Annotated in this window: 15 protein-coding genes; 7 read left to right on the top strand and 8 right to left on the bottom strand. The window is 37.0% G+C overall.

Features of this window, described 5'->3' with window-relative positions; all coding sequences use genetic code 11:
* Nucleotides 1-58 precede the first annotated feature (58 nt).
* Complete coding sequence (gene kdsA, locus FCS21_RS13905) at nt 59-901, top strand: 3-deoxy-8-phosphooctulonate synthase (RefSeq protein ID WP_138624149.1); 843 nt, start codon at nt 59-61, stop codon at nt 899-901.
* Between the two features lie 154 nt (nt 902-1,055).
* Here kdsA and FCS21_RS13900 read toward each other — a convergent pair whose 3' ends face one another.
* Complete coding sequence (locus FCS21_RS13900) at nt 1,056-1,343, bottom strand: hypothetical protein (RefSeq protein ID WP_138624148.1); 288 nt, start codon at nt 1,341-1,343, stop codon at nt 1,056-1,058.
* Between the two features lie 314 nt (nt 1,344-1,657).
* Here FCS21_RS13900 and FCS21_RS13895 point away from each other — a divergent pair, with 314 nt between their 5' ends.
* The 4 genes from FCS21_RS13895 (at nt 1,658) to rlmM (ending at nt 5,011) form a co-directional block, all read left to right on the top strand.
* Entirely contained in the window at nt 1,658-2,590 is a 933-nt protein-coding gene (locus FCS21_RS13895; RefSeq protein WP_138624147.1) for a transcriptional regulator GcvA, read from the top strand.
* Nucleotides 2,590-3,297, top strand: a complete 708-nt coding sequence (locus tag FCS21_RS13890) for an alpha/beta family hydrolase (protein WP_138624146.1) — start codon at nt 2,590-2,592, stop codon at nt 3,295-3,297. Before FCS21_RS13895 ends, FCS21_RS13890 begins: the two co-directional genes overlap by 1 nt.
* Before the next feature lie 51 nt (nt 3,298-3,348).
* Nucleotides 3,349-3,777: a DUF423 domain-containing protein gene (locus FCS21_RS13885; protein ID WP_138624145.1), complete on the top strand. Its 429-nt coding sequence runs from the start codon at nt 3,349-3,351 to the stop codon at nt 3,775-3,777.
* 124 nt (nt 3,778-3,901) lie between these two features.
* Nucleotides 3,902-5,011: a 23S rRNA (cytidine(2498)-2'-O)-methyltransferase RlmM gene (gene rlmM, locus FCS21_RS13880; protein WP_138624144.1), complete on the top strand. Its 1,110-nt coding sequence runs from the start codon at nt 3,902-3,904 to the stop codon at nt 5,009-5,011.
* A gap of 149 nt (nt 5,012-5,160) precedes the next feature.
* Here the strand turns inward: rlmM and FCS21_RS13875 are convergent, their stop codons facing one another.
* The 6 genes from FCS21_RS13875 to queF all read right to left on the bottom strand — a co-directional run bounded on the left by FCS21_RS13875 (nt 5,161) and on the right by queF (nt 12,193).
* Entirely contained in the window at nt 5,161-6,168 is a 1,008-nt protein-coding gene (locus tag FCS21_RS13875) for an isocitrate dehydrogenase (RefSeq protein WP_138624143.1), read from the bottom strand.
* A gap of 320 nt (nt 6,169-6,488) precedes the next feature.
* Nucleotides 6,489-6,884, bottom strand: coding sequence for a DUF3192 domain-containing protein (locus FCS21_RS13870; protein WP_138624142.1), 396 nt, complete (start codon nt 6,882-6,884; stop codon nt 6,489-6,491).
* 2 nt (nt 6,885-6,886) lie between these two features.
* Entirely contained in the window at nt 6,887-7,750 is an 864-nt protein-coding gene (gene xni, locus FCS21_RS13865; protein WP_138624141.1) for a flap endonuclease Xni, read from the bottom strand.
* Between the two features lie 2 nt (nt 7,751-7,752).
* Nucleotides 7,753-9,099, bottom strand: a complete 1,347-nt coding sequence (gene ppnN / locus FCS21_RS13860) for a nucleotide 5'-monophosphate nucleosidase PpnN (RefSeq protein ID WP_138624140.1) — start codon at nt 9,097-9,099, stop codon at nt 7,753-7,755.
* Between the two features lie 109 nt (nt 9,100-9,208).
* Nucleotides 9,209-10,855 carry a GGDEF domain-containing protein gene (locus FCS21_RS13855; protein ID WP_138624139.1) on the bottom strand — a complete coding sequence of 549 codons (1,647 nt, stop codon included), beginning with the start codon at nt 10,853-10,855 and terminating at the stop codon, nt 9,209-9,211.
* Nucleotides 10,856-11,332: 477 nt separating this feature from the next.
* Nucleotides 11,333-12,193 (bottom strand): NADPH-dependent 7-cyano-7-deazaguanine reductase QueF, encoded by an 861-nt coding sequence (queF, locus tag FCS21_RS13850; protein WP_138624138.1) that lies wholly within the window; start codon nt 12,191-12,193, stop codon nt 11,333-11,335.
* A gap of 53 nt (nt 12,194-12,246) precedes the next feature.
* Here queF and syd point away from each other — a divergent pair, with 53 nt between their 5' ends.
* Nucleotides 12,247-12,846, top strand: a complete 600-nt coding sequence (gene syd, locus FCS21_RS13845) for a SecY-interacting protein (RefSeq protein ID WP_138624137.1) — start codon at nt 12,247-12,249, stop codon at nt 12,844-12,846.
* 21 nt (nt 12,847-12,867) lie between these two features.
* Here the strand turns inward: syd and FCS21_RS13840 are convergent, their stop codons facing one another.
* Entirely contained in the window at nt 12,868-13,245 is a 378-nt protein-coding gene (locus FCS21_RS13840; protein WP_138624136.1) for a hypothetical protein, read from the bottom strand.
* A gap of 192 nt (nt 13,246-13,437) precedes the next feature.
* On the opposite strand from FCS21_RS13840, the gene FCS21_RS13835 reads away from it, so the two are divergent.
* Nucleotides 13,438-13,824, top strand: a complete 387-nt coding sequence (locus FCS21_RS13835; RefSeq protein WP_246047260.1) for a DUF3192 domain-containing protein — start codon at nt 13,438-13,440, stop codon at nt 13,822-13,824.
* Nucleotides 13,825-13,943: the final 119 nt, after the last annotated feature.

Raw genomic sequence — 13,943 nt, 5'->3', positions numbered from 1 at the left:
TTTTGCAATAGAGCTGAAAATAAACATATTTTTTTAAGAACACCTTTTAGGAAAAATGATGACAATAAAATCCGTTAAAGTTAAAGGCATTGACGTTGCTAACGAACAACCGTTCGTATTATTTGGTGGTATGAATGTGCTTGAGTCACGCGACTTAGCCATGAAAATTGCTGAGCATTATGTTGAAGTGACACAAAAACTCGGTATTCCGTATGTATTTAAAGCATCATTTGATAAAGCAAATCGCTCTTCAGTTAATTCTTACAGGGGACCAGGCTTAGATGAAGGGTTAAAAATCTTTGAAGAAATTAAATCCACCTTTAATGTACCGATTATCACTGACGTTCATGAAGTTTACCAAGCTCAGCCAGTGAGCGAAGTGGTTGATGTTATTCAATTACCAGCCTTTTTAGCCAGACAAACTGACTTGGTTGTTGCCATGGCTAAAACGGGCGCAGTGATTAATATTAAAAAGCCACAATTTCTTGCGGCACATGAAATGAAGCATATTATTACCAAGTTTGGTGAAGCAGGTAACAATAACATTATTTTGTGTGAGCGAGGCAGTTGCTTTGGTTACAACAACCTCGTTGTTGATATGTTGGCGATGGATGAAATGAAAAATTACGCGCCAGTTATCTTTGATGCAACACACGCCTTACAAAAACCTGGTGGACGAAGTGATAGTGCTGATGGGCGTCGTGCTCAAGCGGCGCAATTAGCCCGCAGTGGCATGGCCATAGGCATAGCTGGCTTATTTATTGAAGCACACCCAGATCCCTCAGCAGCTAAATGCGATGGACCGTGTGCTCTACCACTGGATAAATTAGCGCCTTACTTAGCACAAATGAAAGCGATAGATGATTTAGTAAAAGGCTTTACACCACTGGTCACTGATTAGCTTCGTCACTTGCGTTTAGCGTTGTTCTATTTACTGAGGTAATAAAAAGGTGTCTGAGGACACCTTTTTTAGCTTTAACCTTATTTAGATCGGATCATTATCATGTTGATTAAGCAATAGTTGTCGCTTACTGATACCGCACAACTCAAGCGGGTTATTGAGCAACTACGCTGTTATTCGTTAAGGTCATAGGCTTATTTTTATTAGCCAATTTCTTTTGTTCAACAATAGTGCTGTCTGTTGATGGTTTTATAAATAATATGTTAGCTGTGACTAAAGATGTCTTTAAATGGTTATGAGCAATATCAATAAATTGCCCAGGGTTAACCGGATCTACTTTAACAAGTACGGCTTTAGGTACAGCAGATATTGCCGAAGTACTCAATAAAGAGCAGGCTAATAGTGTTATAAGTAAGTGCGTTTTTTTAATGCAATGCTTCATGTTATTTGTCCTAAATATTCTCTAAATTAATTTCATATAGATGTATTAGGACCTTTTCTCATGCTGGTTTTACTTTTAAAAAAGCGATAGCTTATGGGTTGGGAACATAAGCTATACTTTGATTACATAAAACATTGAGATGATGTCCTTCATCTACAGCGCGCATACTACCCCAGTTGATAAAAAATAAAACCGACTTAAATTAATGCTATTCATTAGAATAACTAATGATTAATTGTTATGCTTAGTTTAAGGGTTTTTATGCAGAGAATAACCGCATATTTTGCATTTTATTAAACATGTTAAGGCGTATTTTGGCTAAAAGACTACCACCACTAAATGCCTTGAGAGCATTTGAAGCATCGGCAAGGCAGCTTAGTTTTACCCGAGCAGCAGCAGAGCTTTTTGTTACACAAGCGGCAATAAGTCATCAAATAAAATTATTAGAAGAGCATTTAGGCATTAAATTATTTATGCGAAAAAATCGCTCGTTATTACTGACCGAAGACGGGCAGTCGTATTATTTAGATATTAAGGATATTTTCACCTCACTACATGATGCCACTGAGCGTCTGCTCGCAAGAGGAGCTAAGGGGGCGATAACGGTGAGTTCACAAGCTAGCTTTGCTATTCAATGGCTTGTGCCAAGGTTGACCACCTTTAGTTCGTTACATCAGGATATTGATGTTAGGATCAAAGCAGTCGACCAAGCGGAAAATTTTCTTACTGAAGATGTCGATATTGCCATTTATTATGGACGAGGTCGTTGGCCAAATATTCATGCGGATAAGTTACATACCGAATACTTAATTCCCGTTTGCTCCCCCTTATTACTACAAGAAAATGCCGCTAACGGTAAACCACCGTTACTATCATTGGCCGATTTGTCTGAGCATACGCTACTGCATGATACCTCACGTAAAGACTGGAAGCGTTGGTTTAAACAAGTCGGGGTTAAAGGCGCCAATGTTAATCATGGGCCTATTTTTAGTCATTCAACCATGGTTTTGCAAGCGGCTTTACATGGTCAAGGTGTTGCGTTGGCTTACAGTGTCTTAGCTAAGCCTGATATTGATTCTGGACGTTTGGTTTGTCCTTTTAACGATGTTTTAGTGAGTAATAACGCGTATTTTATTGTTTGTCGTGAAAATCAAAAAGATATTGGTAAAATTATCGCTTTTAGAGAGTGGATGCTAGCAATGGTTGGTGCGGAGCAAGAACAAATTACAGATGGACAATTAAATTAATGACTTTAGAAGAAAAAATTATCGGTGAAGAAGGCACTGACATTAGTGTATTAGTTAATAGGGTAGCGAATGCTAAAGCACAGGTTATCTTTGCCCATGGCGCGGGCGCTAATATGTCGCATGAGTTTATGAATGAAATATCACGACAACTTAATGAATCGGATATTAATGTTATACGTTTTAATTTCCCTTTTATGGATAAAAGGGGATTAACAGGTAAAAAATACCCTCCTGATAGAATGCCTAAACTATTAACGTGTTATCAAACTATTATTCATTATGTTATTGAGCACTTAGATACAGACTTACCTTTATTTATTGGTGGTAAGTCGATGGGGTCTCGCGTTGCGGCCATGTTAGTTGCCGATGCTACCTTGTTACCCGCTAACGTGCTAACTAAAATTTCTGCAGTTTTTTGTTTAGGTTATCCTTTTCATCCAACGAAAAAACCAGAAAAACATCGGCTTGAACCTTTATTTGATGCTAAAAAGCCGGTGTTAATTGTTCAAGGTGATCGTGATACTCTAGGCAATAAAGCTGAAATTAGCGAGTATCAACTGCCAAAACACTGCCAATGTTTTTTTTTAGAAGACGGCGATCATAGCTTTAAACCAAGGGTTAAATCTGGTTTTACTTACTCTGCACATATGAAAAGAGCTGTTACAGAAATAGTTTGTTTTATTGACTCATTGGCTGTTAATCATTGAGAAGCAGAGATAACAAGTCACTAATTAGAGCATTTAACATGAGAAAACACGATGAATTCTACACAGAACAATAAACCTCAACATATAAAATCAGCTGTGCAGTCTATTTTACTTAACACTATGATGATTATTGTTGGTATCAGTGGCTGTTTTTCTGTACTATTCGGCGCTTGGCTCGCCCATGGTGGTCAAGCATTGCCTATTACTGTGCAATCTAGTTTAGCAACAGCGTTACAATATCAATTTATTCATACGCTTGCGTTATTAGCTACTTTAGTTTGGTTGAAAACTACTAAGCCTTCTACGGTATTAATTGCGGCAAGTATTGCCTTTGTCATGGGTATTCTATGCTTTTGCGGCACAATATATATTAAGTCTTTTTTTGAACTGGCCGTTATTGGCAAGTTAACACCTTTTGGTGGCATTGCTTTTGCATTTGCATGGCTGTTGCTAGCGGTAGAAGGTAAAAATAATTTTTAACGATACGGCTTTTAAATAACATTGTTTTAAACGCACTGTTTTTAATGGCACTGTTATCGTGTTAATACGCTGACGTTCATATCTTATTAAAGGATGGCGTTAGCTAGAAAAGGTAAAACAACATATGACCTCCATTGTATTATTCTGTCGACCTGGCTTTGAAAAAGAGTGTGGTGCAGAAATCCAAGAAAAAGCTGCTTGGAACGAAATGTATGGCTATTTAGAGCTAAAGAAAAACCAAGGGTTAGTTTTTTTTCACTTACATGTCAGCGAACATGGTGAAGCCTTAATGAATAAATTGCCGCTTAAGCGACTTGTTTTTGCTCGCCAGTGGTTTGTCACGGTAACGGATAAAATAGACTTGCCAGATTACAATCGAGTTGAAGCTATTACTGAAGTATTAGGTAATGATTGGCAATACAGCGATTTACGTATGGAAATGGCTGATGATAATGATGGCAAGTCGTTAAGTAAGTTTTGTCGAAAGTTATCTGTCCCTTTACGTCAAGCGTTGCGCAAGAACAAAGTGCTTACCCAGAAAGCTAATAATTCAGCAGATGATCCTGAAGGCGCTATTTTACATGCGTTATTTCTCAGCGGACAAGAAGTCATTTTAGGCTTTTCATTAGCACGTAATAGTTCACCTCATGTGATGGGGATTCCTCGATTAAAATTCCCCAGCGCATCACCCAGTCGCTCAACACTGAAGCTAGATGAAGCCTTTTTACACTTTATCCCGCGAGAGGAATGGGATGAACGTTTAACATCGGGCATGAATGCGGTTGATTTAGGCTCTGCTCCTGGCGGTTGGACTTATCAATTAGTACGCCGTGGTATGATGGTAACGGCAATAGATAACGGTCCAATGGCTGAATCCCTAATGGAAACAGGGCAAGTAAAGCATAAGATGATGGATGGTTTTAAATACAAACCTATGAAGCAAAATGTTCATTGGTTAGTGTGCGATATGATAGAAAAGCCACAACGTGTTGCTAAGCTGATGAGCGAGTGGTTATTACATGGTCATTGTAAAGAAGCGATGTTTAACTTAAAGCTACCAATGAAAGGGCGTTATCAGCAAGTTAACAATGATTTACAAGCAATCAAAGATGCTTTTGCTTTACATAACGTGAGATATGAACTGTATGCAAAACACCTTTACTATGATCGTGAAGAAGTGACGGTGCACGCACGTTTATTATCACCAGCGCCACTTAGCAATAAAGAGTCATAATAAGTTAAATTAGGGTGTCGTTACCTAATAGACTGTTACTTTAATAAATTATTGACTCAATAAACAAAATAAAAAGGCCGTTAAGTTATGAATAAACTTAACGGCCTTTTCTGTATAAGCTGATCTTCACAACGATAAGTTTTTAACGTTTATAGTCTCTCAAGTACTGCTTGAGTAAAGTCGGTAGTACCATGAGTACCGCCTAAATCACCAGTAGTTCTATCACCTGTGGCAATAACATCAGTAATAGCCGCTCTAATTTTTTCGGCTTTATCACCCATATCTAGGTATTCAAGCATTTGAATAGCAGCCAGAATAACAGAAGTTGGGTTAGCAAGGTTTTTACCTGCAATATCTGGAGCACTGCCATGTACTGCTTCAAAAATTGCACAATCATCGCCAATATTTGCGCCTGGTGCCATACCAAGGCCGCCCACTAAACCAGCACATAAGTCAGATAGAATATCACCAAAAAGGTTAGTGGTTACAATCACGTCAAATTGCTCAGGGTTCATCACTAACTGCATACAGCAATTATCAACAATCATCTCTGTTGACTCAATTTCAGGGTAACGTAATGCTACTTCTCGTGCTACTTTTAAGAATAAACCCGATGTTGATTTTAAAATATTCGCTTTATGAACAGCGGTTACTTTTTTACGGCCTTCTTTTTTTGCTGTTTCGTAAGCAAAGGTTAATATTTTTTCAGCGCCTTCACGTGTAACAATACTCATGGCGTGCGCTTCGGTACCGTCTTCAGATGTTGTTTGACCTGCACCTGAATACATACCTTGGGTATTCTCGCGTACGGTGAGAATATCAATATTTTCATAACGCGCTTTAGTGCCTTTAAACGATAATACCGGACGTAGGTTGGCGTACAGTTTAAATTGTTTACGTAAGGTGACGTTGATTGAGGTAAAGCCTTCGCCAACGGGTGTTGTTAACGGGCCTTTTAAGGTGATTCTGTTTTTTTCAATTAGCTTAATTGTTTCTTCTGGTACCAACTCGCCATGTTTTTCTAAAGCGGTTAAACCCGCATCTGCATATTCATAGGCAAAATTACAGCCTGCTTTATCTAACACCTGAATAGTTGCATCAATAATGCTCGGACCGATACCGTCGCCAGGAATTACCGTGATGGTTTGTTTAGTCATTAAGTTCACCTTGTTATGTCATAATACTTTGAAGTATTACTGTAAAATAATACATCGTCAGTTAATGTTGTACTTCTTTAACGACGATATGCCTGTAACGCATAGTAAGAAAAATATTTTCCAGTAAAGTCTAGCGATTAAAGCCAGTACTTTATTTTGGTGTGCTTTATATCATGGCAACCCTATCTATGCGAGCTTGAACCTTATTAATATAGCAGCGACAAGTGCCTCTACTTATAATTTTACAGATGATAGTAGAGAGTTACTGAGTGAGTATCAATCTGACTTTAGTCTATAATTGCCGCGCTTGCTAAGCTGTGTTAATGATGGTGAGTAATAATACCCCATTGCTTAGGATAATTATTACCTAAGCCAATTTCTTTGAGCATACCGTTAATAAAGAATAAAAAAGTACACTCATCTTGTGTAGTAATGCCATCTGATTTTACATGCTGGGTGCGGTAAAACATCACTTGATAATTTATGTTATCTATCGTTATCGCTTCGGTTATATCGGGGCTACCCAAATGAGATAGTGCCTTTTCAAAAGTAAATGTGTCTATTTTTATTTTTGCAATAAATTGGCGATTATAAGCTTCTCTATCATTCCATGTCATTTTATCAGGGCTGTCATCATAAAAAATAACCACTAGCGCAACAAAAAAGCCATAAAAAAGTAGCGCTAATAGTACTTTGATGATTACTTTATTATTCATAGTTAGCGTCTTTGCGTATTAATAGCAATGATATTGTCATGATTTTGAGCGGTTGCTGTGAAGCGAATATCCTTCAAATTAAAGCCTAAAGGGATATCTTGTTTTAAGGTTAATAAGGTTGTTGCTAAATTCATTTGCGTTAAGCTTTCATGTAGCTTGTTTTTAATAGACGTTTTTAAATCTGTCGCGCTAAGTATTGCTTTTAATGAGCCATATTGATTAAGTAATTTAGCTGCATTGACCTGGCCAATACCACTAACACCTTCAATTTTATTGGTATTATCGCCAGTTAATGTCCAGAAATCTATGAGTTGAGCAGACTTTACATTAAATTTATTTTGTACATATGCTTCGTCCAAGTAACGACGACTAAAGTAATCATAAATATGAATGTTAGGGCGAAGTAATGAGAGAAAGCCTTTGTCAGTAGAGATAATAGTGACTTTTTGACCATGAAGCGCCATTTTTACTGCTAAGGTAGCAATAAGATCATCTGCTTCATCTTCATCAGAGGTTAACGAGTCAACACCTTGTTCCATAAAGGCATCTTGTATGTCGACTAATTTATCAGCTAGGTGTTCAGGCATCTTTTTTCTGCCTTGTTTATACCCTTCAAACAATTGATAGCGCCAGCAAGGTTGTTGACTATCAAATACGGCTAGCGCATGCGTTGGTTTATGCTGACCGAGGATCTTTATTAACGCGTTGACACAATTGTTTTGGGTATTAAAAAGTACTTGGGCTTGGGTGCTCGCTGATAACTCATCATTATCTTGTCGTTTTATTTGCATAAAAGGACGTTCTTGCACTGCATATACACGACGTATTAGATTCAGCGCATCAATAAGTAGTAAGTGAGCGCTCAATGTTAATGCTCTATTACTTTATAACAAGGAATATACTTATTCCCAGGCAACTTCATGCGATGTTGACTTACAAATGAAGCCAGTAGTTTATCCATTAATGCCATGATTTTTTTATCTCCAGAAATATGAAAAGGGCCAAATTCACGTATTGCTTTAATACCGCTATACTTGACATTACCAGCGACTATACCTGAAAAAACGCGGCGTAAATTAGCGGCAAGTTCAGCGGTAGGGAGTTCATGGCTGATATTTAAGTTAGCCATATTATCATGTGATGGTTCGAAAGGGTGTTGAAAATCCTCAGCGATCACAAGTGACCAGTTAAAATGAAAAGCATCGCCTGTTGATTTTCTGTGCGCAAGTACTTGATCAAGATCGCTCTTCATCAATTGAGCAACTTTCACCGGGTCATCAACCACTATTTTATATAACGATTGCGCTTTTTTTCCTAGCGTAGCACCAATAAAAGCATCTATTTCATTAAAGTATTCAATCGCATTAGCTGGACCAGTAAGAATTATAGGGAAGTGTTGAACCGCATTTTTTTCGTGCAGTAAAATACCCAGAATATAAAGTAACTCCTCAGCAGTGCCCGCTCCGCCAGGGAAAATAATAATACCATGTGATATACGCACAAAAGCCTCTAAGCGCTTTTCAATGTCTGGCATTATCACCAGTTCATTCACGATTGGGTTTGGAGGCTCTGCGGCAATGATACTAGGCTCTGTTAAACCAATATAGCGGCCATCTTTAATACGCTGTTTAGCATGACCAATAGTTGCGCCTTTCATTGGGCCTTTCATCGCCCCAGGACCACAACCCGTACAGATATTAAAACCGCGTAAACCTAGCTGATAACCTACCGCCTTAGTATATTTGTATTCATCATGACTGATTGAATGACCGCCCCAACATGTTACTAAATTAGGCTCTGTTTCAGGTAAAATAATATTAGCGTTTCTTAATATATCAAAGGTCGCGTCGGTTATACCTTGTGACGAGGTTGGCATCGTTTTATAGCGGCTATGCATAAATAAAATATCGCGTAATACCGCTGAAAGATGCTCTCGGATCCCTCGAATAATTTTATCATCGACAAAGGCATCTGTTGGTGGGTTTATCAAATCGAGTTTAACGCCACGCTCGCGTCTTAATACGTGTATTTCAAACGAGTGGTATTGTTGATGAATTGCTTCTGCATCATCAGTGTTTGAGCCGGCATTAAGTACGGCAAGAGAGCAACTACGGTAAAGATTATATAATGCACTACTAACAGAGTGTTGTAACTGATCTACTTCAGACTGTGATAGTAGATTCATGTTGCCAACGGGGTTTATTTGGATATGCATAACTTACTCCTTTTATGCTATATATCTATATATGGGGACGAGTACAATAAATTTTGATGCGTGAAAAGCACTGATTCAACAAGCGCTTGCACAAGAGTTGATTTAGTGATTATTGTGTATAAACGACTTGGTTCTTGCCTTGTTTTTTAGCTGTGTACATTGCTTGGTCAGCGCGCTCAAAAGCGAGGTGAATATTATCATCATGCTTGATATGCGTAGCGCCAATTGATAGCGTTATGCTCACTCTATTATTCTTAAACTTAAAGGGTAAACGAGCCACATAGTTATTCAGCAAGTTCAGTTCGGCTATTAATGCTTCTTGTTCGGTGGTTGAATAAATTAAGACAAACTCTTCGCCGCCATAACGGCTTACAAAAGCGTCTTTACTAACATTTTTTACCAGTGAATTGGCTATGACTTGTAATGTTTTATCACCAGCAGCATGGCCGTAGGTATCGTTAATTTTTTTAAAGTCATCAATATCGATCACTACAATAGCTAGTGGAAAAACCTTGCGGTGAAAGCTAACTAGGGATTTAGCAAAGTAGTCATCAAAAGCGGCTCTATTAGCGAGTTTGGTTAGCGCATCTTGCATACTCTTTCTTTCTTGATCAGCAAGTTTTTCTTCAAATACTTTACTTTGTTGCTCAAGTAATTGAACTTTTGTAGACATGTTATTGAGTTTACCAACTAAATTATTATGATTTTGTTGTTCAAATTTTGTTTTTTGCTCTAACGTACTGACAATAAATTGCAGCTTCTCGTTAATGTCGTCTTTTACTTGATTTAAGGATAGCGCTTTTTCAACACTAGTGTTCATATCTGCTAATTGATTATGTAACTTATGATTAATCTTTTTATGAATCAGTTCAGAATCTTGTTGTGCCGCAATTGTTTCTTTTACTGTACCTTGAACTGTGCTTAATGTTGCACTCAAGCTCGTTAAAAAACGTTCAGCGCTGTTTTTTTCATTTTTAAAATCAGCGACAATAACATCAAATATTTCTACTAAATGATGAAGTATTTCATCATTTGATTGTCCCGCGATTAGCTTTCTTTTAATGACCAATAAATCATTAGTATGCTCTTTAGATAAGGGTAATGAATTTAACGATACTGATATTTTTTCAATGATATTACTATCAAATATTATTGCACCTGCTGTGCTCGCTGTTTTAGTTAGCAGTTCCGTTGACTGATCGTTTGACGACTTATCTTGCTTTGTCATAGCGGGTGGCGTTTGCAATAGACCTTGTATTTTAGGTGTTTGCTTTGCTGTTAATGCTTGCTGATAAAAACTTAACAACTGACCCAGTAAAGGCATGTATTGTACTAATACATCTTTACTGTCTTTTGTTTCTTGCAATAATTGGCGTAAATCCCTGCGTAAATTATCAGGTAAGCCCTTTATTTTTTGTAAACTTTCGCCTGACTGGGTAAATTGCTGGTGTACCTGAGCGATCTTTTGTTGATTGGTGACACTATGTTGTTGTAATAACTTAGTAATAGCAGTGACTTTTTCTTCTATCTCTGTAAAGGGCGCTGATTTAGTGAATAAGGTTCTTAATTGCGCTAAACGATTGTCTAACTCTAGGTCTATACCTTTAGAAATAAGCGATAGCTTACTAATAAATTGAATGAGCAGTGTAGATTGCACAGTAAAGCTATCTTCTAATGAACTACGAGACTCGATAGCGTTATCAAGCTTTCTTTTTAGGGCCTCTAGTTGCTTTTGGGCCACAGAACTATCATTCATAAAACCTATTAATCCTTAAGCTATAACATCATCTGTTAATAAAAAGTCTGGTAATAAAAATATGTCAATAAAAAGTGAGAGAATAAAAACGAGTGATTTGTTAACGCGCTCTTTTTATTTTGCTAATTATCTAGATAACGCCTTTACCATTTTTATTTTTCTTAGTATAAGACAATTTATAACATAAAAACGTTATTTATCAGTGATAGATATAAATTTATTTAACTTTTATTGTTCTATGTATGGTTTCATGCGGACTCTATATAGTATTCATACGCTATGAAGATAATATTAGGGTAGAATTACCTATAAACAAGTTCAGAATTATACCTAGTGAAGGCCAATTCTCAGAAAAAATTGTAAGGCTAGACGGAGTCTATTTTTCGCAAAAATGAATCCAGTAAATCTATTAATAAAAACGCCCAAACATAGTAAGTAAGCTTAGGCATCTTTTGTGTATTAAAAATTTGCGATAAGTTACTGACGCAATGTTCTAGCAAACGGAGCTTGTTCAATATGACTACTTCTAAATGGATTAATATCTAAGCCACCGCGTCTGGTGTAGCGGGCGAAGATGGTTAATTCATCGAGCTGACAAAGTTGCTGTAAGTCGCAGTAAATTCTTTCAACGCATTGTTCATGAAATTCATTATGCTGGCGAAAAGAGATCAAGTACTTCAACAATGTCCCATGATCTATCGCTTTGCCACGATAATGAATGTAGACACTTGCCCAGTCGGGCTGATTGGTAATTAAACAATTAGATTTTAATAAATGGCTCACTAAGTGCTCTTCAATAACCGTGTCTTCTTTTTTGTTTTGTGCGGTAGCGAGTAATTGTGAGTTATATTCATAATTCTCAATGCTAATATCTTCCCCATCAATACAAATATGCTTATCGTTACTTTTAACAAGCTCTAAAGCGGGGCAGTGATCTACACCAAATAAACTTACCCTTGCTGGAGAACCCACGATGGCAGACAGGTCTTTAATTAACAGCTCTTCTACTTCTTTTACACTGTTAAAGCGAGTTTGATTAAAGCTATTTAAATACAGTTTAAACGACTTTGACTCAACAATATTTTCACTGGTGCAAGCAAAACGAAATTCAGCGACGGCAACGACTGGCTTACCTTTCTCATTGAGCCAAGAAAGCTCATAGCCATACCAAACATCTTCACCAAGAAAAGGTAAGTTACTTTGATTTAGCGCTAAGTCGTCCCTATTTAAACTTCTAGGTACTCCTTGTAGCAAATCTGCGGTATATTCGCTGCAATATTGTGTGTTTTTACCCAGTGTTAAATTACTGAGTTCAGTCGCATTTTGATAATTGGCCATAATTTTTTCAGTAGTGAGCTAGTATCTTGCTATTTTAAAGGATTTTTCTTTATATGACAGCTACAAATAAAACTTTAACGCAAATGCTTTTAACCTTTAGTAACAACTATAGCCAGCAGTATATTGCACAAGTTGGACACCTACCTACAACAGAGCATGATAAGCAGTGGCTATCACCTTGTGAACAAGGTCAACACGATGAGCATCACTATTATTGGCAGCCAGTGGCTATAACGCCAGACTTATTAACCAAGACTAATGACGAAGAATTGTCTTTTGCCAATGTTGAGTCGGCATTAAACCTGGAGTTACACCCAGATATTAAAACCTATTTTACTACTATATTTAGTGGTGATATTGAAGCTAGTTGTGATGAGGGACAGTTATCACTGCTTTTTGCTTGGAATAAAGATGACTTTGCACGTTTACAAGAGAACATCATTGGCCATATTTTAATGAAGCAACGGCTCAAGCAAGCTGAAACGGTTTTTTTTGCGGTAACCGATGAAGAAGATATGATTATTTCGGTTGATAACCATAGCGGTGAGGTTTGGGTTGAACAAGTAGGCTGTAAACCGCATAAAAAACTCAGCGATTCACTTGTTGATTTTATTAGTCAATTAACACCATACTGCTTAATGAGCGCTAACTAATGAGCGTATGATAAAGTTGAATTATTGCTTAGCAAGTTGCTCGGTTAAGCTATGTACCAATGACTTTATTTCGCTGAGCTCATTTTTTATCGTGATTAACTCAGCGGTTAGTGATTGCTGAATCATTTTTTCTATTACACTATTATTGGCAAGTAAAGCATTAAGTACAGGCTGAAGTAACACTGCGCTGTCTTTTATAGCCTGACCTTCGTTAACGGCCGTATCAGGGGTATCAGAGGCGATAAAATCTGGCTGATGTTGCCAATTTTTAAGTGTAGTAATTAACGTGGCTAATGGCACTTTTTGCGTTAATTTTGCTTTAACTAAGGCAACGGTTGGCTTTTTGCCTGTGTTGGCTAATTGATTGGCGCAGATTAAAATTTCATCGGTAATTGTCATTTTAGTTACTATTATAATGTTAATTAATTTAACTATATTTTAGCCAATATCACTAACGATGTCTTGTAATTCCTCTCTCTGCTTTTTAAGTTGTTTATTTTTCAATGACTTATGATTATGGCTAGTTTTTTGCTGTTATGAAAAAGATTACTTTTTATAACAATTACATTGTACAGCTAAGGAAGATTGACCATGAAAAAATTAACGATTAAAAAGACGATGATCGCTTTACTGATTGTAACGCCATTAGCAATGACATTATCTGGGTGTGTTATTAAAATAAATGATGATGGCATAGAGAATGGCTTTGTGAGTGATAGTGAAGACAGAGCTTATAAAAATCGTAAAAAAATAGCGCAAATACAATTGGGTACTTCTTTTATCGATACACAAGAGCAACTCGGTGTGGCTGATTTTTCTGAAACGTATGCTGAAGCAGAAAACACCATACGTGTTTTATATTATCGAACGCAACGCAAACATAAAGATGGTTTAACGACTAAAGATGAGTGTACGTTTTTACAGTTTATTAACGGTAAATTAGCTGAAACAGGTAATGGTGAGGACTATTCAAAATAATAACATTACCACAATTAGCATGCATTTAATGGCTATAAATAAGTCATAACTGAGTAGATAAGTCTCGATTGTATTTATTCCCATCTACTTTAGCAAAGCAACTTTACATTAGTTGCTGT

Source organism: Colwellia ponticola (assembly GCF_005885605.1).
Classification (GTDB): Bacteria; Pseudomonadota; Gammaproteobacteria; order Enterobacterales; family Alteromonadaceae; genus Colwellia; species Colwellia ponticola.
This window is presented reverse-complemented; position numbering and strand designations above follow the sequence as displayed.